This is a genomic window from Naasia sp. SYSU D00948 (assembly GCF_017916515.1).
In the GTDB taxonomy this organism is placed as follows: Bacteria; Actinomycetota; Actinomycetes; order Actinomycetales; family Microbacteriaceae; genus Naasia.
On sequence record NZ_JAFMTA010000001.1, the window covers coordinates 1,812,824 to 1,839,302 of the forward strand.

General features: G+C 72.5%; 28 protein-coding genes. 11 read left to right on the forward strand and 17 right to left on the reverse strand.

What is annotated here, in order from left to right; all coding sequences use genetic code 11:
- Positions 1 to 108 precede the first annotated feature (108 nt).
- On the forward strand, positions 109 to 846 hold the full coding sequence (locus J3P30_RS08530; protein ID WP_210480624.1) for a CYTH domain-containing protein: 738 nt from the start codon (positions 109 to 111) through the stop codon (positions 844 to 846).
- A gap of 36 nt (positions 847 to 882) precedes the next feature.
- Here the strand turns inward: J3P30_RS08530 and J3P30_RS08535 are convergent, their stop codons facing one another.
- The 3 genes from J3P30_RS08535 to J3P30_RS08545 all read right to left on the reverse strand — a co-directional run bounded on the left by J3P30_RS08535 (position 883) and on the right by J3P30_RS08545 (position 3,327).
- Positions 883 to 1,656, reverse strand: coding sequence for a hypothetical protein (locus tag J3P30_RS08535; protein ID WP_210480625.1), 774 nt, complete (start codon positions 1,654 to 1,656; stop codon positions 883 to 885).
- 137 nt (positions 1,657 to 1,793) lie between these two features.
- Positions 1,794 to 2,831 (reverse strand): SDR family oxidoreductase, encoded by a 1,038-nt coding sequence (locus J3P30_RS08540; protein WP_210480626.1) that lies wholly within the window; start codon positions 2,829 to 2,831, stop codon positions 1,794 to 1,796.
- A 109-nt stretch (positions 2,832 to 2,940) separates the two neighbouring features.
- Positions 2,941 to 3,327 (reverse strand): VOC family protein, encoded by a 387-nt coding sequence (locus tag J3P30_RS08545; RefSeq protein WP_210480627.1) that lies wholly within the window; start codon positions 3,325 to 3,327, stop codon positions 2,941 to 2,943.
- Positions 3,328 to 3,397: 70 nt separating this feature from the next.
- Between J3P30_RS08545 and J3P30_RS08550 the strand changes: the two genes are divergently transcribed.
- Together J3P30_RS08550 and J3P30_RS08555 are read left to right on the forward strand one after the other, a co-directional pair.
- Positions 3,398 to 3,667 carry a hypothetical protein gene (locus J3P30_RS08550; RefSeq protein ID WP_210480628.1) on the forward strand — a complete coding sequence of 90 codons (270 nt, stop codon included), beginning with the start codon at positions 3,398 to 3,400 and terminating at the stop codon, positions 3,665 to 3,667.
- A 222-nt stretch (positions 3,668 to 3,889) separates the two neighbouring features.
- Positions 3,890 to 4,306 carry an SRPBCC family protein gene (locus J3P30_RS08555; RefSeq protein ID WP_210480629.1) on the forward strand — a complete coding sequence of 139 codons (417 nt, stop codon included), beginning with the start codon at positions 3,890 to 3,892 and terminating at the stop codon, positions 4,304 to 4,306.
- A 58-nt stretch (positions 4,307 to 4,364) separates the two neighbouring features.
- Here J3P30_RS08555 and J3P30_RS08560 read toward each other — a convergent pair whose 3' ends face one another.
- The 10 genes from J3P30_RS08560 to J3P30_RS08605 form a co-directional block, all read right to left on the reverse strand.
- Positions 4,365 to 5,879 carry an alpha-N-arabinofuranosidase gene (locus J3P30_RS08560; protein ID WP_210480630.1) on the reverse strand — a complete coding sequence of 505 codons (1,515 nt, stop codon included), beginning with the start codon at positions 5,877 to 5,879 and terminating at the stop codon, positions 4,365 to 4,367.
- 100 nt (positions 5,880 to 5,979) lie between these two features.
- Positions 5,980 to 6,840, reverse strand: a complete 861-nt coding sequence (locus tag J3P30_RS08565) for a type II secretion system F family protein (protein ID WP_210480631.1) — start codon at positions 6,838 to 6,840, stop codon at positions 5,980 to 5,982.
- A gap of 8 nt (positions 6,841 to 6,848) precedes the next feature.
- Entirely contained in the window at positions 6,849 to 7,805 is a 957-nt protein-coding gene (locus tag J3P30_RS08570) for a type II secretion system F family protein (RefSeq protein ID WP_210480632.1), read from the reverse strand.
- Positions 7,802 to 9,277: a CpaF family protein gene (locus J3P30_RS08575; RefSeq protein WP_210480633.1), complete on the reverse strand. Its 1,476-nt coding sequence runs from the start codon at positions 9,275 to 9,277 to the stop codon at positions 7,802 to 7,804. Before J3P30_RS08575 ends, J3P30_RS08570 begins: the two co-directional genes overlap by 4 nt.
- The gene (locus J3P30_RS08580) at positions 9,274 to 10,839 is read right to left on the reverse strand and encodes an AAA family ATPase (protein WP_210480634.1); all 1,566 of its coding nucleotides are present in this window, start codon (positions 10,837 to 10,839) and stop codon (positions 9,274 to 9,276) included. The genes J3P30_RS08575 and J3P30_RS08580 overlap by 4 nt, the downstream gene beginning before the upstream one ends.
- The gene (locus tag J3P30_RS08585) at positions 10,836 to 11,555 is read right to left on the reverse strand and encodes a Flp pilus assembly protein CpaB (protein WP_210480635.1); all 720 of its coding nucleotides are present in this window, start codon (positions 11,553 to 11,555) and stop codon (positions 10,836 to 10,838) included. Before J3P30_RS08585 ends, J3P30_RS08580 begins: the two co-directional genes overlap by 4 nt.
- A gap of 18 nt (positions 11,556 to 11,573) precedes the next feature.
- Positions 11,574 to 12,551, reverse strand: coding sequence for a pilus assembly protein TadG-related protein (locus tag J3P30_RS08590; protein ID WP_210480636.1), 978 nt, complete (start codon positions 12,549 to 12,551; stop codon positions 11,574 to 11,576).
- The gene (locus tag J3P30_RS08595) at positions 12,539 to 12,931 is read right to left on the reverse strand and encodes a TadE/TadG family type IV pilus assembly protein (RefSeq protein ID WP_210480637.1); all 393 of its coding nucleotides are present in this window, start codon (positions 12,929 to 12,931) and stop codon (positions 12,539 to 12,541) included. The genes J3P30_RS08590 and J3P30_RS08595 overlap by 13 nt, the downstream gene beginning before the upstream one ends.
- A 76-nt stretch (positions 12,932 to 13,007) precedes the next feature.
- Positions 13,008 to 13,187: a Flp family type IVb pilin gene (locus J3P30_RS08600; protein WP_210480638.1), complete on the reverse strand. Its 180-nt coding sequence runs from the start codon at positions 13,185 to 13,187 to the stop codon at positions 13,008 to 13,010.
- A 182-nt stretch (positions 13,188 to 13,369) separates the two neighbouring features.
- On the reverse strand, positions 13,370 to 14,011 hold the full coding sequence (locus J3P30_RS08605) for an A24 family peptidase (RefSeq protein WP_210480639.1): 642 nt from the start codon (positions 14,009 to 14,011) through the stop codon (positions 13,370 to 13,372).
- A 151-nt stretch (positions 14,012 to 14,162) separates the two neighbouring features.
- On the opposite strand from J3P30_RS08605, the gene J3P30_RS08610 reads away from it, so the two are divergent.
- On the forward strand, positions 14,163 to 14,471 hold the full coding sequence (locus J3P30_RS08610) for a hypothetical protein (protein ID WP_210480640.1): 309 nt from the start codon (positions 14,163 to 14,165) through the stop codon (positions 14,469 to 14,471).
- Here J3P30_RS08610 and J3P30_RS15605 read toward each other — a convergent pair.
- The gene (locus J3P30_RS15605) at positions 14,434 to 15,096 is read right to left on the reverse strand and encodes a response regulator transcription factor (protein WP_210480641.1); all 663 of its coding nucleotides are present in this window, start codon (positions 15,094 to 15,096) and stop codon (positions 14,434 to 14,436) included. The two genes, J3P30_RS08610 and J3P30_RS15605, sit on opposite strands and share 38 nt — an antisense overlap.
- Positions 15,090 to 16,520, reverse strand: a complete 1,431-nt coding sequence (locus J3P30_RS08620) for an ATP-binding protein (RefSeq protein WP_210480642.1) — start codon at positions 16,518 to 16,520, stop codon at positions 15,090 to 15,092. Before J3P30_RS08620 ends, J3P30_RS15605 begins: the two co-directional genes overlap by 7 nt.
- A 213-nt stretch (positions 16,521 to 16,733) precedes the next feature.
- On the opposite strand from J3P30_RS08620, the gene manA reads away from it, so the two are divergent.
- On the forward strand, positions 16,734 to 17,981 hold the full coding sequence (gene manA / locus J3P30_RS08625; protein WP_210480643.1) for a mannose-6-phosphate isomerase, class I: 1,248 nt from the start codon (positions 16,734 to 16,736) through the stop codon (positions 17,979 to 17,981).
- Between the two features lie 259 nt (positions 17,982 to 18,240).
- Here the strand turns inward: manA and J3P30_RS08630 are convergent, their stop codons facing one another.
- Entirely contained in the window at positions 18,241 to 19,212 is a 972-nt protein-coding gene (locus J3P30_RS08630) for a GlxA family transcriptional regulator (protein ID WP_210480644.1), read from the reverse strand.
- A gap of 99 nt (positions 19,213 to 19,311) precedes the next feature.
- On the opposite strand from J3P30_RS08630, the gene J3P30_RS08635 reads away from it, so the two are divergent.
- The 5 genes from J3P30_RS08635 to J3P30_RS08655 all read left to right on the forward strand — a co-directional run bounded on the left by J3P30_RS08635 (position 19,312) and on the right by J3P30_RS08655 (position 25,672).
- Positions 19,312 to 19,455 (forward strand): hypothetical protein, encoded by a 144-nt coding sequence (locus J3P30_RS08635; protein ID WP_210480645.1) that lies wholly within the window; start codon positions 19,312 to 19,314, stop codon positions 19,453 to 19,455.
- A gap of 44 nt (positions 19,456 to 19,499) precedes the next feature.
- Complete coding sequence (gene galE, locus J3P30_RS08640; protein WP_210480646.1) at positions 19,500 to 20,465, forward strand: UDP-glucose 4-epimerase GalE; 966 nt, start codon at positions 19,500 to 19,502, stop codon at positions 20,463 to 20,465.
- 261 nt (positions 20,466 to 20,726) lie between these two features.
- Complete coding sequence (locus J3P30_RS08645) at positions 20,727 to 21,056, forward strand: WhiB family transcriptional regulator (RefSeq protein ID WP_210480647.1); 330 nt, start codon at positions 20,727 to 20,729, stop codon at positions 21,054 to 21,056.
- 160 nt (positions 21,057 to 21,216) lie between these two features.
- The gene (locus tag J3P30_RS08650; protein WP_210480648.1) at positions 21,217 to 24,162 is read left to right on the forward strand and encodes a glycosyltransferase family 2 protein; all 2,946 of its coding nucleotides are present in this window, start codon (positions 21,217 to 21,219) and stop codon (positions 24,160 to 24,162) included.
- Positions 24,152 to 25,672 carry a DUF5719 family protein gene (locus tag J3P30_RS08655; protein ID WP_210480649.1) on the forward strand — a complete coding sequence of 507 codons (1,521 nt, stop codon included), beginning with the start codon at positions 24,152 to 24,154 and terminating at the stop codon, positions 25,670 to 25,672. Before J3P30_RS08650 ends, J3P30_RS08655 begins: the two co-directional genes overlap by 11 nt.
- A 59-nt stretch (positions 25,673 to 25,731) precedes the next feature.
- Here the strand turns inward: J3P30_RS08655 and J3P30_RS08660 are convergent, their stop codons facing one another.
- Positions 25,732 to 26,172, reverse strand: coding sequence for a metallopeptidase family protein (locus J3P30_RS08660; protein ID WP_210480650.1), 441 nt, complete (start codon positions 26,170 to 26,172; stop codon positions 25,732 to 25,734).
- 46 nt (positions 26,173 to 26,218) lie between these two features.
- On the opposite strand from J3P30_RS08660, the gene J3P30_RS08665 reads away from it, so the two are divergent.
- Positions 26,219 to 26,437, forward strand: a complete 219-nt coding sequence (locus J3P30_RS08665; RefSeq protein WP_210480651.1) for a DUF3499 domain-containing protein — start codon at positions 26,219 to 26,221, stop codon at positions 26,435 to 26,437.
- The last annotated feature ends 42 nt before the right edge of the window (positions 26,438 to 26,479 follow it).

Consider the following 26,479-nt stretch of genomic DNA (forward strand, 5'->3'; position numbering starts at 1 on the left):
GAACGCGCAACCCCGAGGCCGTCCGTCGCACGTGCGTGCGCGGTGGCGGATCATGGGTCCGGGGAGGGCGTGCCCGCTCCCCGCCCCGGGTGCCGGAAGGAGAGCGCGATGGCCGAGGACGAGGTCACCTCGATGACGGAGACCGAGCGGAAGTACGACGTCCGCGAGGACGCGCCCGCGCCGGAGCTGAGCGGCTTCTCAGTGCGCCGCCCGGAACGGCCCGACCTGCTCCAGGCCACCTACTACGACACCGAGGACGGCGCGCTCGCCGCGAATCGGCTGACGCTGCGCCGGCGCTCCGGCGGGCACGACGAGGGCTGGCACCTGAAGCGGCCGGCGGGCGACGGGCGCACCGAGCACCACGCTCCGCTCGCCGACGAGGTGCCGCCCGCCCTGCTCGAGCTGATCCGCGAGGAGGTGGGCGACAGGCGGCTGATCCCGGCTGCCGAGCTCCGGACGGAGCGGTCGCCGATCATCGTGCTCGACGAGGAGGGGCGGGAGCTCGCGGAGGTCGCCGACGACCGCGTGTCCGCGACGGACCTCCGCAGCGGCGTCGAGCGGACGTGGCGGGAGTGGGAGGTGGAGCTCCTCGAGGGCGCCCCGTCGGCCGTCGCGGAGCGGCAGCTGCTGCTCGACCGGCTCGAGGCGACCCTGCTCGAGGAGGGCGCGGAGCCGGCGGCCGCCATGTCGAAGTTCGCCCGTGCCACGGGACGGACCGCTCTCGGCCCGGAGGGCGAGGAGGACGACGTGCTCGCCCCCATCGACCCGGCCTCGGGAGCCTCGCTCCAGCACGAGGGCGAGCCGCGCAGCTCGGCCCAGGCCGCGGCCACCGACGCGCCGGACTGATCCGACCCGCGTCCGGGCGCTGCCCGCCGCCGGAGGTCAGGACGCTTCGGTGAGTGACCTCGGGCGTGCGGGGCCTCCGTCGGCGGTCGCGGACCCGTCCCTGCGCTCCACTCGCAGCCCGGAACCGCCCACCGCGATGACGAGAGCCGACAGAACCGCCCACAGCGCCACCCACACCCCGAGCACCTCCAGCCCCTCCTCGAGCAGGAGCCCCAGCGTGTAGGCCAGGGAGGTGTGCTCGAGGTCGGGGAGCCCTGCGGCGGAGCCGACCGCGAACTGCACCGCTTCCACACCGACCGCGCCACTCAGGTAGAGAACCCCGGCGAGGACGAGCCTCCGTCTCAGCAGAGGGTCGAATCGCCGCCCCAGCAGGTATGCGGCAGCACCTCCCACGACGGCGATGGATGCCTGGATGACCAGCCATCCGCCGCTCGCGGGATCGTCCCCGGGCAGCGTGAGCTTCTCGTGCAGCACCGCGGCCTCGTCGACCGAGAGGCAGAGCGCCAGAACCGCGAGGACGACGAAGGGACGCGCGGCCCGGCGAGGCCTGAGCCCCGCGTGGACGAGGAGCGGGACCGACAGCGCCGCGAGGAGCAGGGAGGAGTACCAGGACCACGCGTTGGCCTCCCCGTTCGGATCGAGGACCGTGGCACCGGGGATGTCCGCGCCCGTGAGCAGAGAGAGGAGCCGGATCCCCGTGCCCAGGACGACCAGGAGCGCCCCGGGGATCGCGACGACGAGGACGAGGCTCAGCGAACGCAGCTCGCGCGCAGGGGCGTCGGCCGACGGACGGAGCCGGGAACCGGACAAGGACAGCCCTTCGGGTCGCGACGGAGGTGGGCCCGACCCTGTTCCGCCCGTGCACCTTGCCGCGGGGTGACGGCAAGGTGGATTCCAGGTAACCTACACGGCCGTCGATGGCCGGCCAACCGCCCGGCGATCGGGTGCTACAGGGGGCGCGGGCGGTACGCGTCGACCAGGAGGTCGAACTTGCGGTCCGTCTCCCCGTCGACGAGCCGCCGTCCCTCGTCCGCGTCGTACCACGCGACGATCTGCCGGGCTCCGTGCTCGAACGGGATCCGCGCCCGCCAACCCGGAACCGCCGCCTTGACCTTGGAGTTGTCGAAGACCATCGAGTGGGTCTTGTCGCCGAGCAGGCTCGCGCCCCAGGCGGGATCGAGCGCCGCGATCGCGTCGGACGGCACGTGGACCAGCCGAGGGTCCCCCACACCGGCGGCGCGGGCGAGCGCGCGATACACCGCGTCCCACGCTGGCGCCTCGTCGGAGGTGATGTGGAAGGCCTCGCCGAGCACGTCCGTCCGGCCGAGAAGCCCCGTGAACGCCCGGGCGAAGTCGTCCACGTGGGTCAGCGTCCAGAGCGAGCTGCCGTCGCCGTGCACCACGACCTCCAGCCCCCGGCGCATCCGGTCGATGGTCGTCCAGCCGCCGAGCAGGGGGATGCTCGTCTCGTCGTAGGTGTGCGACGGGCGCACGATCGTGACCGGGAACCCGTCGCGCCGGTAGGCGGCGACGAGCAGGTCCTCGCAGGCCGCCTTCTGGCGCGAGTACTCCCAGAACGGGTTCCGCAGGGGAGTCGACTCCGTCACGGGGAGCCGGGACGGCGGGGTCTGGTAGGCCGACGCGGAGCTGATGAAGACGTACTGACGGGCGCGCCCGGAGAACACGTCGATGTCCGCCTGCACGTGCTCCGGTGTGAAGGCGATGAAGTCGACCACCACGTCGAACGTCCGGTCGCCCAGCGCGGCCTCGAGCGAGGCGCGGTCGCGGACATCGCCGGTCAGCGAGGTGACGCCCTCCGGCACCGGCCGCTTGTCCGTCTGCGACCGGTTGAGGTGGACCACCTCGAAGCCCGCCTCGACGGCCGCCCGGGTGCAGGCCGTGCTGATCGTGCCGGTGCCGCCGAGGAACAGGGCGGTGAGCGGCACTCCGCCGAGGTCGGCGGTGCGGGCAACGGTGTCGGTCATGGGGCCTCCTCGCCTGAGAGCGGCATCGGCCGCCGGCTCCAGTATTCCGCGACCGCCTGCCGCGCCACGCCCGATCGGTGCAGTGCGGGGATCGCCGCCTCGGCGCGCGTCAGGCCTGGTAGAGCTCGAGAGGCTGGCCGTCGGGGTCGAAGAAGAACGCCATCCGCTTCCCGGTGTGCGGGTCGGTCCGGAGCTCCTCGCACCGCACGCCCTTGCCCGCGAGCTCGTCGAGCGCCGCGGCGACGTCGTCCACCTCGAAGGCGAGATGCCGCAGGCCCGTGGACTCGGGACCCGTGGGCCGCGGGGGCGGCGACGGGAAGGAGAACAGCTCCAGCAGGTACACCCCGTGAAGCGCGAGGTCGCCCATCCACGAGTCGCGCTCCTCGCGGTAGACCTCCGACAGCAGGGTGAAGCCGAGGACCTCCGTGTAGAACGCCTTCGACCGCTCGTAGTCCGTCGCGATCACCGCGATGTGGTGCACCCTGTTGATCCGCATACGGTCATCATCCGACACCCCCCCCGCACAGGGGACTGTGGCGCCCTGCGCCCTCTGGGAGCATGGCGTCATGCCGCTATGGGGGATAGTGCTGCTGGGCCTTGCCGCCTGGATGCTCGTCAGTGTGGTGCTCGGGCTGATCATCGGCCGGGCCGTCAGGGTCGCGGACGCGCATCGCCGCGATCAGGAGTTCGTGCGCCGGCTGTCCCGCCCGTCCGAGGCGCACGTGCAGCACGACGACGCGCCGACCGGCCTCGTTCGCACCGCTCCGTCTCCCTCGCCCGCACGGGCCCTCGCCGGCGACGTCCTTCCCGCCGGTCCCCGTCTCGCGCACCGCTAGCCGCGTGCCGGCGAGGCATGGAGCGCGCAACCGCCTCCCGGCGGCGTCCCTTCTCGCCTAGGCTCGCCTCCCATGAGTAGGGGTGCCGTGCCCGATCCCGGAGCCCAGAGCGGCGAGGAGCTCGACGCGACCCAACCGATGTGCGCCAAGCACTGGTGGGCGACTCTGGCGCCGGACGGGACCTGCCCGGTGTGCGCAGGGCAGCCGGGGCGGCGCTAGCGGGTGGTCCGGGAGACCCGGCACCTGGGCGTCCGCATCCAGCGGGACGCCGCCGACGTCTACGCCTTCTGCGCGGAGCCGGCCAACCTGCCGCGCTGGGCGGCGGGCCTCTCCGGCTCGATCGCGCAGGTGGACGGGCGATGGCTGGCCGACTCGCCGATGGGGCGCGTCGAGGTGGAGTTCGCGCCCCGGAATCCGTTCGGGGTGCTCGATCACCTCGTCCGCCTGCCCGGTGGCGACACGGTCGAGAATCCGATGCGCGTCCTCCGCGACGGCGAGGGCGCTGAAGTGGTGTTCACGCTCCGGCGGCGCGACGGCGTGACCGAGGAGGAGTTCGAGGCCGACGCGGATGCCGTGCTCGCGGACCTCGAGGCGCTCAAGCGGCTGCTCGAGAGTCACGAGGACGCGCGGAGGGGGTAGACCCGCTGCGTCCGCCCGCCGGGGGCGGGGCGGACCGCCGCTCCACCCCCCGCCGTGCTCACGCCAGGGAGAGCGCCGTCCAGGAGACCGGAGGCAGGGTGACGGTGAGCTCGCCGTCGGCGATGGTCGCGGTCTCGTTGACGCGGAGCCCGACGCGCTCCCGCTGCTCGAGCGTGTTCTTCGCGTGGGCGTCGTCGTCCGTCAGGGTCTGAGCGGAGCGCACCGCGACCTCGCCGAGAGCGCGGATGTCGACGGTGACCGTCGTCTCCTCGGAGAGCGCGCGGTTGACGAGGAAGACCGCGGTCCGGCCGGTCTCGGCATCGTGCGTGGCCGCCACGTCGACGACCGGCACGGTCCCGTGCAGGGCCGTGTCGTACTCGTCGGACTGGAGCTTCACCTTGAGGGCCTCGCCGACGGCCAGCTGCGACGTCACCGCGAACGGGAAGAACGTCGTCTGGCGCCAGGCCGGCCCGCCCGGCTCCGTCATGATCGGCGCGATCACGTTGACGAGCTGCGCGAGGGAGGCGCTCGTCACGCGGTCGGCGTGCCGGAGCAGCGAGATCAGGAGGTTGCCGACGACGACCCCGTCGGCCACCGTGTACACGTCCTCGAGCAGGCGCGGGGCGACCGGCCAGTTGCCGATGCCGGTGACCTTGTCCTCGACCTGGTAGCGCTCGATGTCCCAGACGTTCCACTCGTCGAAGGAGACGTGGATGGTCTTCTTCGAGCCGAGCACCGCCTTGACGTGGTCGGCCGTCGCGACCACCGAGTCGATGAAGTGGTCCATGTTGACGGCCGAGGCGAGGAAGCTGCCCAGGTCGCCGTCCTTCTCGGCGTAGTAGGCGTGGCACGAGATGTAGTCCACGTCGTCGTAGGTGTGGGTGAGGACGACGCGCTCCCAGGTCCCGAAGGTCGGCATCGCCGCGCTCGAGGATCCGCACGCGACGAGCTCGAGGTCGGGGTCCAGTTGGCGCATGGCCTTGGCGGTCCTCGACGCCAGCTTGCCGTAGTCCTCGGCGGACCGGTGACCCAGCTGCCAGGGGCCGTCCATCTCGTTGCCGAGGCACCACATGCGCACGTTGAACGGCGTCGGGCGGCCGTTCGCCGCGCGCTCCTCGGACAGATCCGTGCCGGCCGGCACGTTCGCGTACTCGAGGAGCTCGATCGCCTCCTGGGTGCCGCGGGTGCCGAGGTTGACCGCAAGCATCAGCTCGCTGCCGCCGATCTTCTCGAGCCAGCTCGAGAACTCGTGCAGTCCGACCTGGTTGGGCTCGAGGGAGTGCCAGGCGAGGTCCAGCCGCCGCGGCCGCGACTCCTTCGGGCCGACGCTGTCCTCCCACTTGAAGCCGGAGACGAAGTTCCCGCCGGGGTACCGGATCGTCGTCACCCCGAGCTCCTTCACGAGGTCGATGACGTCCTGCCGGAAGCCCTCCTCGTCGGCCGTCGGGTGACCGGGCTCGTACAGCCCGTCATAGACGCTGCGCCCGAGGTGCTCGACGAACGAGCCGAACATCCGGCGCTGGACGACGCCGACGGTGGAGTTGGGGTCGATGATCACTCTTGCGCGGGGCATGGTCCTCTTTCCGGTCCGGGGGTCTCCCTCCGTTCTACCGTGAGGAGGGCCGATGCCCCGACCGCGGGCCCCCGCCGGCGGCCGCAGGTCGCCGGCGCGTTCAGTTGAAGGTCGTGAGCGCGTTGAGGGCCGCGGGAGTGAGCAGCACGATGAACAGCACCGGCAGGATGCAGAACATCAGCGGGAAGAGCACCTTCACCGGGACCTTCATGGCCTGCTCCTCGGCGCGCTGGCGCCGCTTGAGCCGCATCTCGCCCGCCTGCACCTTGAGCACGTCCGCGATCGCGATGCCGTACTGGTCGGCCTGGACGACCGCCCGCGTGAAGCGGCGCAGGTCGGGGGACTTCGTCCGGTCGGTGAGGGCCTGGTACGCGTCCCGGCGGGGACGCCCGATGCTCATGTCCTGCAGCGTGCGCACGAGCTCGTCGGCGAGCGGGCCGTGGCCGTTGGTGGCCGCCTTCGACATCGCGCTCTCGAAGCCGAGGCCCGCCTCCACGGAGATCGTCATCTGGTCGAGGGTGTCGGGCAGGGCGAGGTCGATCTCCTGCTGCCGCTTGACCGCCCGGTTGTAGACGAGCAGCTCGGGAACGAAGAACGCGATGGTCACGAAGAGGATCGTGACGAGGATGCGCCAGGGAGCGGGGTCGAGCATGACCCAGAACCAGCCGAGGAGCGCGATGGGGAGCGCGGTGAACGGCTTGGCGAGGAGCGTCCGCCCCACGCTCCACCCGGCGGGGCGGCCGGCGAGGACGATGTTGCGGGCGATCCAGCCGGTGTAGCCGGCGGGCACCCGCCCGGCGACGCGCTCGCCGACCGGCCGGCGCTGAGGGGCCGGCGCGGAGACGGGGACCTCGTCGGCGCCCGCGGTCTTCGGGCGGAAGCCGGAGATCAGGATGAACGCCAGCGCGCCGACACCGCCCGCGGCAGCGACCGCGGCGAGGAGGGGGACGTAGAACTGCATGATCTGCCTCAGAACTTGACCCGCACGACGGCCAGCATCCAGATCGATCCGAGGACGAGCAGGACGACGGCGACGACGATCGCGAGGATGCCGAAGATGTTGGAGAAGAAGTTGGCGAAGTAGCCGGGCTGGATCACGAGCAGGAAGCCCGTGACCACGATCGGCAGCAGGATGAGGATGATCGCGGACAGGCGTCCCTCGGCGCTCAGCGCCTTGACCTGGCGGCGGATCTGGTTCCGCTCGCGGATGGTGTTCGCGGTCTGCTCGAGAACGTTCGACAGGTTGCCGCCGACCTCCCGGTTGATCGCGATCGCCTGGGCGACCCAGCGGAAGTCGTCGTTGCGCATCCGGGCGGCCACGCTGTCGAGCGCGGCGTCCGGGTCGCGGCCGATGCGGGCCTCGTTGACGACCCGGGCGAGCTCCTCGCTCATCGGCGCCTCCATCTCGGCGGAGGCGCCGTCGAGGGCCCGGAGGAAGCCGTGGCCGGCGCGGATGCTGCCCGCGATGAGCGTGAGGCAGTCGTCGAGCTGCGTCGCGAACTTGGACCGGCGCGACCCGGCCCGGACGCCGAGCACGATCTTCGCTCCGAGCGGGGCGAGGGCCGCGAAGACGGGCACGAGGAGGATGGTCCAGAGCGTGAAGCCGCCGAGCAGGACGCCGACGCCGCCGAGCACGACCGCGGTGCAGCTGACCATGAGGACGAACGCGGACGGCGTCATCTTGACGCTCGCGAGCTCGAGCTCGACCTCGCCGAACATGCCGGACTTCCGCCGCTTGAGCACGCCGTCGATGACGGCGATCGTGCGGTCGGTGATCTTCGTGAGGGCGGACACGTGCGTGGTTCCCGGCGCCACCCGGCGCTCGAGCGGGACCCGGGGCGCGGGCGGGGCGATGACGAGGAACACCACGACGAAGAGGGCGATGAGCGCGAGTCCCACACCCGCGTAGAAGAGGATCGGGCTCATCGCGCGGCTCGCATCGGGATCGGGGGCTGGAAGACGGTCGGGGACAGCGGGATGCCGATCTCGGCGAAGTGGTCCGCGAAGCGCGGGCGGACCCCCGTCGGCACCGCGCGGCCGAGGAACCGGCCCTGGCTGTCCACGCCCGCCGAGTAGTCGAAGACGAAGGCGTCCTGGAGGGTGACGATGTCGCCCTCCATGCCCTGGACCTCGGTGATGTGGGTGATCCGGCGGCTGCCGTCCTTGAGCCGGCCGATCTGCACGATCAGGTCGACCGCGGAGGCGATCTGCTCGCGGACCGCGCGGAGCGGGAGGTCCATGCCGGCCATGAGCACGAGCGTCTCGAGACGCGAGATGGCGTCCCGGGGGGAGTTCGCGTGCACCGTCGAGATGGAGCCCTCGTGACCGGTGTTCATGGCCTGCAGCATGTCCAGGGTCTCCCCGCCGCGGCACTCGCCGATGACGATGCGGTCGGGGCGCATCCGCAGGGCGTTCCGAACGAGGTCGCGGATGGTGATCTCGCCCTTGCCCTCGATGTTGGAGGGGCGCGACTCGAGCCGGACGACGTGGTCCTGCTGCAGCTGCAGCTCGACGGCGTCCTCGATCGTGACGATGCGCTCCGTCTCGGGGATGAACGAGCTCAGCACGTTGAGCAGCGTCGTCTTCCCCGTGCCGGTGCCGCCCGAGACGATGACGTTGAGCCGCGCCTGGACGCAGGCCTGGAGGAGCGCCGCCATGTTCTGGTCGAGGGTGCCGAAGCCCACGAGGTCGCTCACGGTGAGCGGCTCGCGGGAGAACTTCCGGATCGTCAGTGCGGACCCGTTCACCGCGAGCGGCGGGATGACCGCGTTCACTCGGGAGCCGTCGGCGAGGCGCGCGTCGACGAGGGGGGAGGACTCGTCGATGCGACGACCGACCTTGCCCACGATCCGCTCGATCACCCGGCGGAGCTGCGCCTCGCTCGTGAAGGTGGTCTCGCTGACGGTGAGACGCCCCGACCGCTCGACGTAGATCTGGTCCGGGCCGTTCACCATGATCTCGGTGATGTCCGGGTCCTCGAGCAGGCGCTCGAGGGGGCCGAGCCCCAGCACGTCCGCACCGATCTCGCGGATGAGCGTGGAGCGCTCCTCGGAGTTGAGCGGGACCTGCTCCTCGGAGACGATCTGGAGGAGCTCCGACCGGGCGAGGTCGTGGAGCGCGTGCTCCGTGAGGGACGGGTCGTTGATCTTGCTGCCGATCCGCTCGAAGAGCTGCTCGGCTGCGCGCCCCTTAAACTCGGCGAGCGGATCGCGGGGGCGCGCCGCGGCGACGGTCGCGGCGGGGCGCGGCGCGGGCTGACGCACCGGCGTGGGAGCGGCGGGCGCCGGGCCCGGCACGGCCGTGTGGGGAGCGGGCGCCGGTGCCGAGGGGACGGGGCGGGTGGGAGCGACGCCGAGCGGGGTCCTGCGTGCGGCGTCGACGCGATCGGTCAGCTTCATGCGGCCACCTTCTTCCGGTCGGGACGGAGCAGCCGACGGTCGCCGGCGCCGAAGACGCGGCCCAGCAGCTCGACGAGGGCGCGGGCCGCCGGGTCCTTGGACCCGGACTCGAGGAGCGGGACTCCCCGGTTGATCGAGAACGGGACGGCGTCGCTGCGGGGGATGAGCGCGTCCATGCGCGCGCCCGTGATGTTCTCCGCATCCTGGCGGCGGAGTCCCCACTTGCGGTCCACCATGTTGAGCACCACGTGCCGCCCCGCCGGCATCGATCCGATGCTCTCGAGCAGCGCGAGCTCGGTGCGCACCGCGCGGAGGGCGGGGACCGTCAGGCCGCTCACGACGACCGCGTCGGTCGCCTGGTCGAGAGCGGTGAGCGCGTGCTCGCCGAGACCGGGACTCGTGTCGATGATCACGTAGCGGAAGACGCTGGAGAGCTGGCCGATGAGGTGGGCGAACTGCTCCGCCGTCACGCGCTCGCCGTCAGCCGGGGAGCTGGAGCCGCAGACGACGAAGAGACCCGTGGGATGCGGCGTCAGCAGCGTCTTCAGCACGACGGAGTCGCGGGTCGCGAGGCCCGTCACCATGTCGGGGAGGGTGTGGGACGGCGTCAGGTTGAGGACGGCCGCGACGTCGCCGAACTGCAAGTCGCCGTCGACGAGGACGACCGAGTCCGGGGCGACACGAGCGAGGCCCACCGCGAGGTTCGTCGCGATCGTGGTCTTGCCGAGGCCGCCCTTGGGCGAGACGACGGCGATGACCTGCGAAGCGCCGGTGGGGGCCGGGAGGTCGAAGGGCGCCGGCGGAGCGGTCTCCTCCTCGCCCTGGCCGTCGATCGGGGACCAGGACGCGTCGGGGGCCTCGCCGGGCTCCCCGCCGACGGCCTCCGCGGACAGGGCCACGCTGCCCTCGTCCGCGGAGGCCGTGCCGGAGGGCCCGTCGGGTTCGGGCGCATCCGGCTCCTCCTCCCCGGGAGGCGGGGTCTCGACGGCCGCCGGGGAGGCCGGGGCGTCCACGGGCGTGAGCGGTGCGGGGGCGTCCTCCTGCCGTGGCGCGGCCGGGGCGTCCTCCTGCCGTGGCGCGGCCGGGGCGTCCTCGTGCCGAGGCGCGGCCGGAGCGTGCTTCGCCGGCGCCGGCTCCACCTCGAGGTGCTCGTAGCCCCACTGCCCGCTCCAGGGCTCGGGGAGCGCCGTCTCGGGGGGCAGGGCGCCGCTGCGCAGCAGGTCGACGAGCCCGGCGATCTCGGCGTCGGAGGCGTCGGGGCGGAGGGCGGCGTCGGCCCCCATGGAGCGGGCCCAGGTCCCGGCCACCGCGTTCTCGTGCACCAGCACGATCGGCACCCGGGGGAAGCGGCGGCGGAGGACGGAGATCGCCGTGGTGGGGCGCTCGGCGGCGGAGACCGGGGCGACGAAGGCCGCGTCGAGGCGGCTGCCGTCGAGGCCGTCCAGGCCGGAGTCGTTCCCGGTCTCGAGCGAGCTCCCGGCGACGGTGATCACACTGCCGCCGAGCGCGCCGTCCAGACGCGAGGCGTACGAGGAGCTGCGGCTCACCAGGAGGATGCTCACTGGTACACGACCTCTCCGTTGACGGTGCGGCCACCGGTCTCGTCGGCCGTCTGCGGCTCGAGGGTGAGCCACACTCCGCCGAACTCCTGGCCCCAGACCACGACCTCGACGTCGGGCGTGCGGAGCGCAAGCGTCACCATGACCATGTCGACCATCTCCTCGCCGGCGCCGTCGGTGATGGCGAGGGACGAGCCGGGCTTCACGTCGAGCACGAGCACCTTGTGCATCGTCTGGCGCGTGTTGGCCGGCGGCACGTACGGCGAGTCCGCCGACACGACGACACCCACGGTGTCGCCCGCCTTGATGGCACCGCCCACCGCCCGCTCGACCTCGAGGGCGACCGTGACGGCCTGCGTGCCCTCGGGGAGGGAGGCGCCCGCCGTGGCGGCGAGCTCGGCCGGGTTCGCGAACCGAGAGGTGATGAGCTGCTCACCGACCTCGAGTTCGACGGTCGTGACCATGCCCTCGAGATCCTCGAGGCTGCGCACGCTGTCCTCCACGACGGCGGACGCGGGAAGCTTCGACACCGCCAGGTACTTGCCGATCTCCGAGGCGGCCGTCTTCGCGGGGACCTCCTCCTTGACGACGTAGGCGTTGACGAGCGCCGCGCCGCGGGCCGCGCGGACATCCGCGGCGCCGACGTAGACGAGGAGCACCACCGTGCCGACGGCGGCGAGGACGACGGCGACGATCGCGCCGATGATTCGGGTCTTCATGGGGGTCCTAGGTTCGGGTCAGTTGGAGAGGCGGACGATGGAGGCGCCGAGGTTCGGGGCGGTCGGGCTCAGCTCCGAGCCGGCCGCGTCGAGCGACACCCAGTGCGAGAAGAAGCCCTGGATGCCACGGCAGTTGCCGGTGCACTTCGGGGCGGCGGGATCGAGGTTGACCTGCGGCATGGAGTTGCCGCCGGAGAACTTCCAGCCGGTCACGGTGAAGGCCGCGAAGCCGTAGATGTGGTACGACTTCGCCGTTCCGGTCGTGGTGAGGGCGCGATCGAAGATGGGGACGAGCACGGTCCTGCCCTCGAGATCCGACATCACGCTGTCGCACGCCCCGGGGTAGGAGTTGCCGGCCTCGCTCCCTGCGCTGCTCGTGTCGAGGTCGACGAACGCGTCGCAGGTGCCGTTGGACGAGCGCTTCAGCCAGCCGAACCCGCCGGGGATGGGCTCCCCGGCCGCGTTGTTGCACGTCTTGTTCTCGTCGTAGCGGATGAGCTGGAGCGTGCCGTCGAGCGCAGGGCGGAAGTCGCAGTAGGACATCGCGATCGGCAGCACGACCGAGCTCGCGGCGGGCGAGCCCCACTCGGCGGTCGCCGTCGCGTGCACGGTGGTCGAGTCGACGCCGATGAGCCGGGCGAACGGGTGCTCGATGGCGTTGCCGCCGCCCGCCACCTGCGTGCTCGTGCTCACGACCACGGTGTGGCTGTTGGGGAACGACGGGGCGAGATTGTTGGCGAGGCCGTCGTTCGCGTTGCTGTCGCTGAAGGTGTTCGCGAGGGCGCCGGGCGAGTTGCACACCCCGTCCTCGGCGCACTCCTGGGCGATGGCGAGTGCTGCGGCGTCGGCGCCGTTCTGCAGCTGTGCGCGCTCGACGTAGAGGGCTCCGACGTCGAGGGAGATCGCGAGGCAGCCGATCAGCGGGATGAGCAGGATGCCGACCATTACCGCGCTGGCGCCCTGCTCCTCGCGCAGACGGGAGATCAACCGCCGCATCGCATGGCTCCTGTCGCAGAGAGGGGGATGGAGGTCCCGAAATAGCCGGTGAGAAGGGTGACGGTGTAGCTCACCGTCGCGGTCGCCGTCTGGCCGGCGCCGCAGGTCGCGGGGGAGATGGCCACCGCTCCGGTGGACAGCGCCGGGTTGAGGGACGGGGCGGCGGCGGCGGCCGCCGACCGGGCGGCGGCGGCGTCGTTCTCGATCGCCATCGTCCTGGCGCCCTCGCGGGCGGCGTTGGAGAGCGAGATCTGGATGTTGTAGATGCGGCCGAACTCGAGGATGCCGAGGATCAGCAGCAGGAGGAGAGGCAGGACGAGCGCGAACTCGATGGCTGCAGCACCCCGGTCATCGGCGGCGCGGCGGCGGAGGCGGTTCATGCGCGATGTCCTTCCTGACGCGAGTCGCGTGGTGGCCGGTCGTGCCGGCCACCACGCGATCGTCGGGCTCTTCGGATCAGAGGCTGCCGGCGACGCCGGTGAAGGTGCCGTTCAGGGTCGTGCCGATGAGCGTGACGCCGGCGACGATGACGACGGCGATCAGCGAGACGAGCAGGCCGTACTCGACGGCGCTGGCGCCGTCCTCCTCCGCGCGGAGGCTGTTGATGCGGGCCTGGATGTCGGTGACGAACTTCATTTCGGGTCTTCCAATCGGGGACGTGGAGTGTTTTCGGTGATCCGGGCGGGTTGCCCGACAGGAAAGGACGTTAGGAGCCGGCGCGAGCGGCGTAAGGGGATCGTTCAGCGCTCTGAACGGTGCGTTCAGGTTCTTGAACTTCCGGGCGGCAGGCGGGCGCCGCGGCGCGAGGAGCAGGCCGCTCAGCCCAGCACGATCGCGAGGAGGGCGCCCACGAGCATCGAGGGGCCGAAGGGGAGGAGGCTCGTCCGGGTGACGCGTCGCAGGGCGAGGGCGATGAGGGAGACGACTGCGCCGGCCAGGAACCCGGCGACGAGACCGATCAGCCAGGTGTCCCAGCCGAACCAGCCGAGGACCAGCCCGAGCAGGGCCGAGAGCTTGACGTCGCCCATCCCGAGCCCCCGGGGCGAGAGGAGCGCGAGCACGAAGTAGATCGCGAAGAGGGCGACCGCGCCGAGCGCGGCCGGCAGGAGCCGGCCCCAGTCGCCCTCGACGACGACCGCGACGAGGAGGCCGGCCCCGACGACGATCGCGGCGACGCCGAGCACCCGGTTCGGGAGGCGCTTCTCGGCGAGGTCGACGAGGCTGAGCACGACGCCCGCGGCGACGAGCAGGAGGACGGGCAGTGCGGACGGCTCTGCTTCGAGACGCCACGCGACGACCGCGAAGAGGGCCGCCGCGACGACGGCTGCGAGAAGGCGGATGGCCCGGCCGAAGCGGACGGGACCCTTGACCGCGTGCTGCGCCGGCGTCACCAGGAAGGCGCCGGCGATCCCGCCGACGGCGAGGGCGGCCAGCGGGAACGCGAGGCCGACCGGGAGCACCCCGCCAGTATGGGGCAGGCCTCCCCTTGGGAGCGGCCAGGCGCGTCAGCGGGGACGGCGGAGGCGACCGTTCGAGAATCTGAACGTCGGCTGTCCTCCGGGCATCCGAACGCTCTAGCGTCTCGGAGAACGAACATGCGAAAGGAGCGCCGTGCCCGATGCCAGCGCCCGCGTCCCCGAAGGGGCGCCCCCTCGCATGTCCGCGTGCCCGGACTGGTGCGTCGTGCGACACGGGATGATCCTCGGTGAGGAGGATCTGGTGCACCAGGGACGCATGCTCGACATCGCCGAGGGCGTCGTCGCCCAGCTCGTGATGTCCTACGACCCGGAGACCGGCCAGAGCGACGGCCCGTACGTCTTGATCGGCGGGCGCGAGTACACGCTGGATGCCGCCGAGGAGCTCGCCCAGACGCTCCTCGCGATCATCGAGAGCGGCCGGAGTCCCCTCGCAGGAGGCTGAACGCGCTCTCGCGGTCCTTCACGGCGAGCTTCTTGAGCACCGTCGACACGTGCACGCGGACCGTGGTGGGGGAGAGGAAGAGCTCCTTCGCGACCTCCTCTGTCGACTTGCCCTGGCTGAGCATCTCCATCACCTCGTACTCGCGCGGGCTCAGCTTCTCCGTCTGCGGGGAGCGCAGCGCGAAGCGACGGCGGCTCGGGCCACGGAACTCCTGCAGCACCCGGGCGACGAGCGAGGGCGGCATCGCCGCCTCGCCGGCGAGCACGGACCGCAGGGCCACCGGCAGGGCGGCGGGGCTGGTGTCCTTGAGCAGGTAGCCCACGGCGCCCGCGCGCAGGGAGTCGAAGAGGTCCTCGTCCTCCTTTGACTGGGTGAGCATCACGACCGCGGTGCCCGGCGCCTCCTTGCCGATCCTCAGGGCGGCGCGGATGCCGTTGCCCGGCATGTGGACGTCGAGCAGGGCGACGTCCGGCTCGTGCTCGAGGGTCAGCTGGACGGCCTGCTCGGCGGTGCCGGCTTCGGCCACGACCTCGATGCCGCCCGCTTCCAGCGCGGCACGGATCCGCCCCCGCAGAGGCACGTGATCGTCCGCGATCACGGCTCGGATAGCGTCCCTCTCTACCACGTGACGGTCACCACACTTCCTCTGCTCGGCTCCGACGCGATCGCGAAATCCCCGGGAAGCGCGTGGGCTCGTTCCCGCATGCTGATCAGACCATATCCACCGCGGCGCTCCGACGCGATGGAGATGTCGAACCCGTCGCCGTCGTCCGAGATCACGAGCGTGCGCCGAGCGCCGTCCTGGAACATGCGCACGCGGACATGTCGGGCGTGACCGTGGCGAGCGGCGTTCGAGATCGCCTCACGCGTTATGCGCGCGAGGGCATGCTGCTGGGCGGGCTCGGCCTCGATCGAGTCGTCGAGGTCCACCTCGAGCTCCACGCCGAAGCGCTGCGCCGCCTCGCGCGCTGCGCTGTAGATGACGAGGCCCAGCTCCTCGTCGCCCGCCTGCTCGAGGGCGATGAGGGCGGCCCGCGCCTCGTCGAGCGCACGGTCCGTGGATCGGATGATCTGCTCCTTGGCGGGGGCGGCGTCGGGCAGCGCGTGACTCTCGGAACGGATGAACGCGAGCTCCTGGATGACGCCGTCGTGCAGCTCTCGCGCGACCCGCCGCCGGTCGGCGAGCACCGCCTCGTAGGCGCGCGCGCCCCAGTACCGCTGGATCTCCTTGGCCGCTCCGATGAGCAGGAGCACGTAGAAGCCCGTCCGCAGCAGGTCTCCCGTGTGCAGCCAGTCCGGGGTCTCGGCGGGGAAGAGGAGGTAGTTGATGCGGGCGAAGCCGGCCAGGGCGCACGCCGGGCCGAGCCAGAACAGGAGGTGATCGCGGATCCGCAGGGCGCGTGTGGCGAAGGCGATCGACGCCACGAGGAAGCAGGCCCCCGAGAACGCCAGCGAGAGCGTGTAGAGGGGGTGGCCCGACGCGAGACCGTCGGCGAGGAAGCCGCCGTTGCGCTGCGAGGGGAGCGAGTCCCGGAAGATCCAGAAGAGGCCGGCCACCATGAGCACGACGATCAGGAGGGTGGTCCACCCGAGCGCGGCCGCCGGGCGGGACACCATGCGGCGGGCGAGATGCTGGGGAAGCAGGGCCGCCACGACGATGAGGATCGCGCCGATCTGGCGGACCGCGAGCGGGAGCCACACCTCGACGAACCCCGAGTCCGGCAGGACCGCGTCGGAGAGGAAGCGCAGGACGAACCCGCCGAGCGGCAGCATCGCGAGACCCTGCGCGAGGAGCAGGTTCCGCAGGCCCCGGTCCCGGAGGAAGCGGCCGATGAGCAGGTAGACGACGAGGACCGCCACGCACGCGTCCGCGGTCTCGAGGATGAGGTGCAGCGACGGGCTCGAGAAGCCGGGGAGGAGGAAGGGAGAGCCGAGGATCAGCGACGTGACCGCCGCGCCGCCGGCCCAAGCGAAGACCGTGAGCGCGGTCAGCCTGAAGGCGTGGTCGTTCTCCCGCCAGTGCAGGAGGGAGGTCAGCAGCGTTCTCAACGCCTGGTGTTCGGAGACGCGCGTGTCTTCGCTTGCCGTCTCAGGGAGGGGGTTCCCCATGACTTGTGCCTCGGGTTGGCAGGGCGGCTGCGGGTTCAGCCGATATTCGGATCTTAGTTAGGCGTTCATATCTCTGAATACTCCCTTGATCGGGGGGCCGTCGTTCCCCGGCCAGCGCCATTGGTAGGTTGATCCGGGCAGAAGGGGCGGACCGTGTTCGTAGCGATCACCAACACCCCCCGGGACTACGCGTGGGGGTCGAGGCGCGCTCTGGCGGAGCTCCTCGGCCGGAAGCCGTCCGGAGGGCCCGAGGCGGAGCTGTGGCTGGGCGCGCACCCGCTCGCCCCGAGTCGCATCGTCGACCCCGGTGCCGCCGACGGGCACGCCACGCTCGACAGGTGGATCGCCGCGGACCCGGAGCGCGCGCTCGGCCCCGACCGCAGCGGCGACACGCTGCCCTTCCTGCTCAAGGTGCTCGCGGCCGACGAGCCGCTGTCCATCCAGGCGCACCCCTCACCGGAGCAGGCCCGGGAGGGCTTCGAGCGGGAGACGTCGGCGGGCGTGCCGAGCGATGCCGATCGCCGCGTGTACCGCGACGATCGGCACAAGCCGGAGCTCGTCGTCGCCCTCGGCGAGGCCTTCGAGGTGCTGGCCGGGTTCCGCGACCCGTTCCTCACCCGGCAGCTCCTCGAGGAGCTGGAGGGCATCGCGCGGGATGCCGGCGCCGCGGAGGACGCGGATCGGCTGAGCCGGCTCGCGGGGGCGCTCGACGAGGACGACGAAGCCGTTCTGCGGCGCATGGTGGCGCTGGCGTTCGAGGGGTCCGAGGAGGCGGAGGCGACGATCGGGGCTGTGGCTCGGGCGGCCCGCCGCGCGCCGCGGACGTCGCCTCACCGGCTCGAGTTCGAGACGCTGGCCGAGCTGCAGGACCGGCACCCGGGCGACCCGGGCATCCTCGTCGCGCTGCTCATGAACAGGGTGAGCCTGCCCGAGGGGCAGGGGCTCTACCTGCCCTCCGGCAACATCCACGCGTACCTGCGCGGACTCGCCGTCGAGATCATGGCGGCGTCGGACAACGTCGTGCGCGGGGGACTGACCTCGAAGCACATCGACACGCGTGAGCTGCAGAAGGTGGTCCGCTTCTCACCCGTGCCTCCTCCGTTCCTGGAGGCCGAGGAGGCGGGACCGGGGGTCCGGCTGTTCCGGCCGGACGTGCCCGACTTCCTTCTCGCGCGGGTGGACCTTCGGCGGAACGGCGAGGAGCGATCCGCCACGTCCCCGGCCTCGGTCCTCCTTCCCGGCCCGGGCATCGTGCTCGCGATCGGCGGCACCACGACCGTGACCGGCGGGAGGTCCTCCGCGGTGATCGGACCGGGACAGGCGGCATTCGTCACGCCCGACGAGGCGGAGCTGCGGCTCGAGGGCACCGGGACCGTGTTCGTGGCTACCGTGAACCGCTGACGCTGCGGTGTCCGACGGCGGAAGCGCTCGAGGCGGGAAGGCGGGAGCGCTCGAGGCGGGGAGGACGGGGACCGGAATCTCAGTCGGCGGGCCTCCCGCCCCGCCGACTGAGGGTCTCGGCGTCCGCGGCCGTCGCCCCCTCGGACCGGGTGTACCCGGCACCGTACCTCCCGGCCGTCCGGGGCACTACGGCGGCCTCCGCCGAGTGCGCTTCCCGGATAGTCCCCCGGCAGCGGCTGGACTCTCCGCTGGTGCCCTGCTAGGCGGTCTGGAGCTCGTCGGTCAGGTGCGCGGCTCCGAAGGTGCGCCGATACGCCAGCGGACTGGTCTGCAGGACCTTGACGAAGTGGTGCCGCATGACCGCGGCCGACCCGAAGCCGGTCTGCTGCGCGATCTGCTCCAGCCCGAGAGAGGTCTCCTCGAGGAGCTCCTGGGCGCGGATCACCCGCTGGCGATTCAGCCAGGCCGCCGGGGTCGTGCCGGTCTCCGCCCGGAACCGCCGCGCGAAGGTGCGGGTCGACATGAGCGCCTTGCGCGACAGCTGCTCGATCGTCAGCTCCTCCTGCAGGTTCTCGAGCATCCAGTCGAGGACCTCGGCGAAGGAGTCCGTGCGGCATTCGGGGACCGGGGTGTCGATGTACTGGGCCTGGCCCCCGTCGCGCTGGGGCGGGACGACCATCCGCCGGGCGATGATGTTGGCGGCGGCGGCGCCCAGCTCCTTGCGGACGATGTGCAGCGCGGCGTCGATCCCTGCCGCGGTCCCGGCCCCGGTGACGATGTTGCCCTGCTCGACGAAGAGCACGTTCTGATCGACCTCGACCGAGGGATACCGCTCGGCGAGCAGGCCGGTGTACATCCAGTGGGTCGTCGCCCGCCGCCCGTCCAGCACTCCCGCCTCGGCGAGGTAGAACGCGCCGCTGCAGACGCTGAGCACCCACGCGCCCCGGGCCGCGGCACGCCGGATCACGTCGAGGACGCGCTCGTCGAATCCCTTCCAGAGGTAGGCGGGGATGGCGATGAGGTCGGCGTCCTCGGCCGCGCCGAGGTCGTCGGGGACGACGATGCTGAGGCCGTGCTTGGTTGGCACCGGACCCGGATCGGCGGCGACGACACGGAAGTCGAACCGGGGACCGCCCATGTCGCTGCGGTCGATGCCGAAGACCTCGCAGATGGTCCCGAACTCGAAGTGCGCCATCCCGGGGAGCGCGATGCAGACGATCTTCTGGAGCACGGCGAGCCTTCCGACTGGTGCGGCTAGTGGCAGGAACTGCACGGACGACGGCAATCCTGCCACTCGTGGCTGAAACAGCGCAACCGTAGCGTTCCCGCCATGATCGTGCTCATCCTCCTTCTGGTCCTCGCCGTCGCGGCCGCCGTCGAGACGGTCGTCGCCCTGCGCACCGACGGCTACGGCCGTCGGCTCTCGCTTCCCCGCAGCCACGGCTGGGAGCAGGGGAGCGGGTCGCTCTCCTGATGGCCCGGCGCGGGCCCTCCCGGTGCCGTCGATAGGCTGGCCGCATGGCATGGCTGGTCACCGGCGGCGCCGGGTACATCGGAGCGCACGTGGTGCGGGCGTTCAGCGAGGCGGGCATCGCGACCGTCGTGGTCGACGACCTCTCGAGCGGCGTCCGCTCCTTCGTGAGGGACGACGCGACGTTCGTGCGCGCCAGCATCCTCGACGGTGTCCGGCTCGAGTCGGTCTTCGAGGACCACGAGATCATCGGCGTCGTGCATCTGGCGGGGTTCAAGTACGCCGGGGTCTCGGTGCAGCGGCCGCTGCACACGTATCAGCAGAACGTGACCGGGACGGCGACCCTGCTCGGCGTCATGGCGGACAAGGGCGTCGACCGGATCGTGTTCTCCTCCAGCGCCGCCGTGTACGGGACGCCGGACGTCGACCTCGTGACCGAGGAGACGCCCACGCGGCCGGAATCCCCCTACGGCGAGTCCAAGCTCATCGGCGAGTGGCTGATGCGCGACCAGGAGCGCGCCATCGGCCTGCGGCACACGTCGCTCCGCTACTTCAACGTCGTCGGCTCCGGGTATCCCGACATCTACGACGCCAGTCCGCACAACCTGTTCCCCCTGGTGTTCGACGCGCTCCTCGACGGCCGGCGGCCGAAGGTCTTCGGCGACGACTACGCGACGCCCGACGGGACGTGCGTCCGCGACTACATCCATGTGGCGGACCTCGCCGCGGCGCACGTGGAGGCCGCGAAGCGGCTCGAGCAGGGACAGCCCGTCGAGCCCGTCTACAACCTCGGCTCAGGGGATGGCGTCTCGGTGCAGGAGATCATGACCGCGATGGCCAAGGGCACCGGCATCGACTTCGAGCCGGAGGTGGCCCCTCGCCGCCCCGGCGACCCCGCCAGGATCGTGGCCGACGGCGAGCTCGCAGCACGGGATCTCGGGTGGGCGATGCGGCACAGCCTCGACGACATGGTCGCGAGCGCGTGGGAAGCCCGCCGCGCCGCGGACGCCTGAGGCACACATCGTCGCGGAACGGCAGGCCGCCACGCCGGGGAGTCGCTCCTTTTCCTGCGCGATCCCCTCGTCCTCGCTGTGCGGCGCCTGAAAGCAGCTCGACTTGCGGCTGTATTTCGTGTCTGTTACCGGCGCGTCGCAACCCTTGAGCGTTGGTTGAGGCTCTATGGTCTGCGCCTTGACGCGGGTGTAATTCCACGGTTGTAATTACTCCAGAAGCACACGAGCACCCAGCTCAGCGTGCAACATGGGGAGATTTCAATGGCCATCACTGACATCCGGGCGGGGGTCCCGGGGGACTGGTTCGTAGACCCGGTTCGCCTGGGGGTTCCCGGGGTCCGCAAGCAGGCGCTGCCGGACGAGGACGACGACGCTCTCGCCTGGCAGGCGGATGCGCTTTGCGCCCAGACCGACCCGGAGGCGTTCTTCCCGGAGAAGGGCGGCTCGACCCGTGAGGCCAAGAAGATCTGCACGAGCTGCGAGGTGCGTGCCCAGTGCCTCGAGTACGCGCTGCAGAACGACGAGCGGTTCGGCATCTGGGGCGGACTCAGCGAGCGCGAGCGCCGCAAGCTCCGCAAGCAGGCCAGCTGAGCCGGCGATCACACAGCATCAGGGGCGCCCTTCGGGGCGCCCCTTTCTGTTCGTGCGGCCCCCTGTGGTTCCTGATCGGCAGGCCCCGGCTCGCCTCGGTTCTCCGCCCTGGCGGGGTGTCCTGGTCGACGGACGGCGCGGAGCCGCCTAGCGTGTCAGCGTGCGGCCGAAAGTGACAGCGATCCTCGTCGCGCATGACGGGGGCGCCTACCTCGACCGCACCCTCGAGGCGCTCGCCGAGCAGACCCGGCAGCCGGACCAGCTCGTGATCGTCGACATCGGCGCGAAGCACCGCGTGACGGAGCATCCCGCGACGCTCCGCGACGTGCAGCACGTCGCGGCGCCGGCGTCCCTGTCCTTCGGCGAGGCCGTCAAGGCCGGCGTCCGGGTCGTCGCTCCCGCGTCCTCCGACGACGAGTGGCTGTGGCTGCTCTCGGCCGACAACGCCCCCGAGCCGGACGCCCTGCGAGCCCTGCTCGCCGCTCTCGAGATCTCGCCCTCCGTGTCGGTGGCCGGTCCGAAGCTCATGCAGTGGGCGGACCCGGACTACCTCTACTCCTTCGGCGACAGCATCACCCGCTTCGGCACCGCCGTCGAGCTCGCCGAGCCGCTGCTCGACCAGGCACAGTACGACAAGGAGAGCGACGTGCTCGCCGTCGCCGCGGCCGGCATGCTCGTCCGCCACCGCCTCTGGGACCGCCTCGAAGGATTCGATCCCGGGCTGCCCGCCTTCGACGATGCCCTCGACTTCTGCATCCGCGCCCGGCTCGCGGGGTCCCGGGTGAGCGTCGTCCCCGACGCGAAGGTGCTCTCGGCCGGGCGACGTGCGCCCGGCACGGCCGTGCTCGGACCGCGCACCTCCCGCGCGCGACGTTCGTACCTCGCGCGTGCGGCGCAGCTGCACCGCCGCCTCGTCTACGCGCCCCCGCTGGCGCTTCCCATCCACTGGCTGTCGCTGCTCCCGCTCGCCATCCTCCGCGCGCTCGGCCAGCTGCTGAAGAAGCAGCCGGGCAGCGTCCTCAGCGAGATCGGCGCCGCGCTCGCCGTCGCCTTCGGGCACGCGCGCTGCATCCCGGCCGCACGGCGGCGGCTCCGGCGGGAGCGCACCCTCGGCTGGTCGGCCATCGCGTCGCTCCGCCTGCCATGGGTCGAGGTGCGGCGACGACGCGCCCTCGCCCTCGAGGATGCCGTCTCCGCGCGCAGGGCAGGGAGAGGCGAGGTGCACTTCTTCACCGGTGGAGGGGCCTGGACCGTCCTCGCGGCAGCGGTGGTCGGGGTCGCGATCCACCTTCCCCTTCTCGGGGCCTCCACCGTCGCCGCTCCCGGTCTGCTGCCGCTCGCCGACCTCGGCGCCCTGTGGGGCGAGGTCGGCTATGCGTGGCGGAGCCTCGGCGCGGGCTTCACCGGGGCGGCGGACCCCTTCGCGTGGGTGCTCGCGCTCCTCGGCAGCGTCACGTTCTGGGCGCCCTCGCTCTCGATCGTCCTGCTCTACCTCGGCGCTCTGCCGCTCGCCGCCCTCGCGGCCTGGCTCGCCGCCGCGCGCCTCACCCGGAGCGCATGGCTCCGGATCGTCGCCGCGGCCGGCTGGACCCTCGCGCCGACCTTCCTGGTGGCGCTCGACCAGGGCCGGATCGGCGCGGTCGTCGCCCACCTCCTGCTGCCCTGGCTCGTGTTCGCCCTGACGACGGCCCGCCGCTCCTGGGCCGCCGCCGCGACCGCGTCGCTCCTCGCGGCGGGCGTGCTGGCGGGCGCGCCGTCGCTCGCGCTGCCGCTGCTCGCCGTCTGGCTCCTCGGCACGGTCGCGCTCGCCTGCGCCGGCCGCCGAGGACGCGGCTGGCACCGGCTCCTCGCGCTCCCCCTCCCCGCTGCTGTGCTGTTCCTGCCGCTCGCCGTCCAGCACGCCCTGCGCGGCACACCGCTCGGGGTGCTCGCCGACCCGGGGGTCCCGCTGCCCTCGTCCGCGTCCGGGGACACGGTCCTCTCCGCACTGGGGATGCTCGTCGCCCTGCCCGGCACGGACTCCACCGGGTGGACGTCGCTCGGACTGCTCGAGCCGGAGGCGGCGCAGCTCCTCGCCGTGCTCGTCCTGACGCCGGTGCTCGCGCTCGCCCTGGCGTCGGTCTTCCTGCCGGGCGCGGCCCGCTCCGGGCTCGCGCTGGCCGTGGCGGCGCTCGGCTTCGGAACCGCCGTGCTCTGCTCACGTCTCCCGGTCGCCTCGGCCGGCGAGGCCGCCGTGACCCCGTGGCCCGGGTCGGCCCTGAGCCTCACCTGGCTCGGGCTGCTCGGGGCCGCCGTGATCGGGCTCTCCGCCGGCGAGGGCACCGCGACGCGCGTGCTGCGGGCCGCGCTCGGCGGCGTCGCCGTCGTCGGCGTCGCCGCCTCGGTCCTCCCGCTCCTCGGGGCGGCCGCGGTCGGGACGGGAGGCGCCGTGCCGGGCTCGTCCCGGACGCTTCCGGCGCTGGTCGCGGCGGAGGCGAGCACGGACCCGACGGTGGGGACACTCGTGCTCGACGCCGAGCGCGGCGACGGGCTGGCGGTCGCGATCGAGCGCGGAGCAGGGACGACGCTCGACGAGCAGAGCTCTCTGTACTCGGCGGCGCCGGCATCCGCAGCACTCGGCTCGACGCTCACGGAACTTGCGGCGAACCTCGCCTCCCGCAGCGGCTACGACCCGGTGCCGGTGCTCGAGGCGCAGCGCATCGGCTACGTGCTGCTGCAGCCCGGCGACATCGCGAGCCGGGCGGTGCACGACCGCACCGTGGCCGCCCTCGACGCGAACCCCCTGTTCACCCACGTCACGGACACGACCCAGGGCACCCTCTGGCGCTACACGGGGCTCGACGATGGTCTGTCCGCTCCCGCCCCGACCGGACCCGGCAATCTCGACACCGCCCTCGGCACCGCGATCCTCACGACGCAGCTCCTCGTGCTGCTGCTGACGCTGCTGCTCGCCCTGCCCACGAGCGGCCTCGCCGACTGGGTGCGGCCGGAACGGGAGGCGCGGCGCGGCTCCGGGCTTTCCCAGCGGGGGGCGAGGACCGAGGCCCCGGCTCGGCCGGTCCCGGACACGGCATCCCTCGCGGTCGGAGGACGCCATGGCGAGTAGTGCGATCCGCGCGAGCGGCCGAGTGCTGGGGGCCGTCGTCGCGATCGGCGGGGCCGGCGCGCTCGTCCTCGGCGCCACCCTGCTGCCCGCCACGGCGTCGAGCGCGCCGGGCACGGTGGTCGCGCCTGCCGGTGTCGACCAGCAGCGGGTGTGCCCGGGACCGCTGCTCCAGCTCGGCGACTTCGAGTCCGCGACGAGGATCACCTCGTACGGGGTTCCGGCCGTGACGGCGGCGACGATCGCGGGAGCGCCCGCGACGGTCGCGGCGCTCACGGACAGCGACGTCGAGACCGCCGCGGACGGCGCGGCCTCGGCGGTCCTCACGGCGCCGAGCGCCGCCGACGACAGCGGTCTCCTGTCGGCGGCGCAGGCGCAGGTCGTGCGGTCGGGCGATGCGGCAGGGCTCGCCGTGGTCGGCTGCACCGAGGGCACGGCCTCGAGCTGGATCGTCGCGGGCGCCACCGACACGGGACGCTCCAGCCTGCTGCTGCTGGCGAATCCCAACGGGGTCGCGGCGACCGTCGACCTCGCGCTCTACACCGGGCAGGGGCCGGTCGAGGCCCCGGGTCTGCAGGACCTCGTCATCGCACCCCTCAGCCAGCGCGCGATCTCCCTCGCGGGCTACGCGCCCGGTCAGGCGCAGCTCGCGGTCGAGGTGCGCAGCCGAGGCGGCCTGGTGTCGGCGACGCTGCAGCACACGGTCGTCCGCGGACTCGAGCCGGGCGGCGTCGACCTCGCGGGCCGCACGGGCGCGCCGGCGACCGAGCAGGTCGTGCCCGGTCTCCGGATCACGACCGCCGCGGCCGCGGAGGCGCGCGCGCACGTCGGCGGCTCGCAGGACGTCGAGACGGCCCTGCGCATCCTCGCCCCGCGCGCGGACGCGGACGTGACGATCGGTGTCGTGCCCGAGACGGCGGGCGGGGTCGGCACGTCGCTCGAGGTCGAGGCGAAGGCCGGTCGGGTGGTCGAGGTGCCCTTCGAGGGGCTCGCGGACGGCACGTACACCGTGACCCTGACGGCGACAGAGCCCGTCGTGGCCGCAGCGCGCGCGTCGACCGTCGCGCCCCCGGATCCGGCGCAGAGCGGGGACGAGGAACTCCCCGCCGAGGACGCCGCGGAGGAGGGCATCGGGTTCGACGTCGTCGGGCCGGTCACGGACGTCGCCGTGCAGGCGGGCGAGCGGATCGACCTCGCCTGGTTCCCCTCGGCGGGCGCACTGACCCGCCCTGCCGCCTTCGCCGTCGCCGACGCCCCCGCGCCGCGGCTGTCCGTCGCCAACACCGGCGAGGACGCCGTGACGGTCACCGTGGAGGGCGGCGGTGTCACCCAGACGCTCGACCTGCCCGCCCGCTCCACCGGCGTCCTCGACGTGGCGCCGAACACCGTGCACCTGCTCACGAGCACCGGTGCCGTCGCGGCGTCGGTGAGCTACGCGGGGGAGGGGCTGCTGGCCGCCCAGCCGGTGCGCGCCGCCAACCCGCTCGCGACGCCCCTCACCATCTACCGCTGACGCCGTCCGGGCGAGCAGCGGCCGGGGAGCCGCTCACCGGCGACAGGGCGACGGCGGCGTCAGGGGTGGCGGTAGCGATCCGGCGCGAGGTCCCAGGGGTCCCGGCCGAGGAGCTCGCCGACGGCGCGGAGGACGCAGCCCTCGATCAGCATGCGCACGTGCGCCTCGTCGTTGACGTGGAGCTTCGACATGCGCTCGATCGGCAGCCGGTAGAGGATGATCCGGCCCTCGCGCGGCAGCACCGTCCAGCGGTCCACGCCGGGGCCGCTCACCGCGCGCGGCAGGCCCGCGACCTCGAAGCTCACGTGCTCGAGCTCGGGCCACAGGCCGCGCAGATACTCGGCGGTGTCCGCGACCGTCGTCTCGAAGACGTCGATGCGTCCCCGCAGGATCGGCAGGTGCGGTCCGGTCACGGACGACCGCAGTCCTCGGCCGTGGCGGTCCCGTCCACGAGCCCGAGGGGCCCGGATCCGTCCCGCCGCGGATCGTGAGCGAGGCATGGCGCCATGCTACTCGCGCCGGGTCCGCAGATTATCCTGAACCGCGATGACCAGAAGGCCGTGCTCCCGGACGGGGTGCCAGAACCAGGCGGTGGCGACGCTCACCTACGTCTACGCCGACTCCATGGCGGTGCTCGGTCCCCTGAGCCAGAAGGCCGAGCCGCACAGCTACGACCTCTGCGACCGGCACGCGGAGCGCCTGTCCGCCCCTCAGGGCTGGCAGATCGTCCGCCACATGTCCCTCGCCCCCGACGTCGACTTCTGATCCCTGGCGACGCTTGCGCTCGACAGGCGATCCGGCGCCCGA

What these genes read in the sequence shown, in the direction of transcription:
- J3P30_RS08530 (WP_210480624.1), top strand. Translation starts at nt 109, where the DNA reads ATGGCCGAGGACGAGGTCACCTCGATGACGGAGACCGAGCGGAAGTAC.
- J3P30_RS08540 (WP_210480626.1), bottom strand. Translation starts at nt 2,831, where the DNA reads ATGACCGACACCGTTGCCCGCACCGCCGACCTCGGCGGAGTGCCGCTC.
- J3P30_RS08545 (WP_210480627.1), bottom strand. Translation starts at nt 3,327, where the DNA reads ATGCGGATCAACAGGGTGCACCACATCGCGGTGATCGCGACGGACTAC.
- J3P30_RS08550 (WP_210480628.1), top strand. Translation starts at nt 3,398, where the DNA reads ATGCCGCTATGGGGGATAGTGCTGCTGGGCCTTGCCGCCTGGATGCTC.
- J3P30_RS08560 (WP_210480630.1), bottom strand. Translation starts at nt 5,879, where the DNA reads ATGCCCCGCGCAAGAGTGATCATCGACCCCAACTCCACCGTCGGCGTC.
- J3P30_RS08565 (WP_210480631.1), bottom strand. Translation starts at nt 6,840, where the DNA reads ATGCAGTTCTACGTCCCCCTCCTCGCCGCGGTCGCTGCCGCGGGCGGT.
- J3P30_RS08570 (WP_210480632.1), bottom strand. Translation starts at nt 7,805, where the DNA reads ATGAGCCCGATCCTCTTCTACGCGGGTGTGGGACTCGCGCTCATCGCC.
- J3P30_RS08575 (WP_210480633.1), bottom strand. Translation starts at nt 9,277, where the DNA reads ATGAAGCTGACCGATCGCGTCGACGCCGCACGCAGGACCCCGCTCGGC.
- J3P30_RS08585 (WP_210480635.1), bottom strand. Translation starts at nt 11,555, where the DNA reads ATGAAGACCCGAATCATCGGCGCGATCGTCGCCGTCGTCCTCGCCGCC.
- J3P30_RS08590 (WP_210480636.1), bottom strand. Translation starts at nt 12,551, where the DNA reads ATGCGGCGGTTGATCTCCCGTCTGCGCGAGGAGCAGGGCGCCAGCGCG.
- J3P30_RS08595 (WP_210480637.1), bottom strand. Translation starts at nt 12,931, where the DNA reads ATGAACCGCCTCCGCCGCCGCGCCGCCGATGACCGGGGTGCTGCAGCC.
- J3P30_RS08600 (WP_210480638.1), bottom strand. Translation starts at nt 13,187, where the DNA reads ATGAAGTTCGTCACCGACATCCAGGCCCGCATCAACAGCCTCCGCGCG.
- J3P30_RS08635 (WP_210480645.1), top strand. Translation starts at nt 19,312, where the DNA reads ATGATCGTGCTCATCCTCCTTCTGGTCCTCGCCGTCGCGGCCGCCGTC.
- galE (WP_210480646.1), top strand. Translation starts at nt 19,500, where the DNA reads ATGGCATGGCTGGTCACCGGCGGCGCCGGGTACATCGGAGCGCACGTG.
- J3P30_RS08645 (WP_210480647.1), top strand. Translation starts at nt 20,727, where the DNA reads ATGGCCATCACTGACATCCGGGCGGGGGTCCCGGGGGACTGGTTCGTA.
- J3P30_RS08655 (WP_210480649.1), top strand. Translation starts at nt 24,152, where the DNA reads ATGGCGAGTAGTGCGATCCGCGCGAGCGGCCGAGTGCTGGGGGCCGTC.
- J3P30_RS08660 (WP_210480650.1), bottom strand. Translation starts at nt 26,172, where the DNA reads ATGCCTCGCTCACGATCCGCGGCGGGACGGATCCGGGCCCCTCGGGCT.
- J3P30_RS08665 (WP_210480651.1), top strand. Translation starts at nt 26,219, where the DNA reads ATGACCAGAAGGCCGTGCTCCCGGACGGGGTGCCAGAACCAGGCGGTG.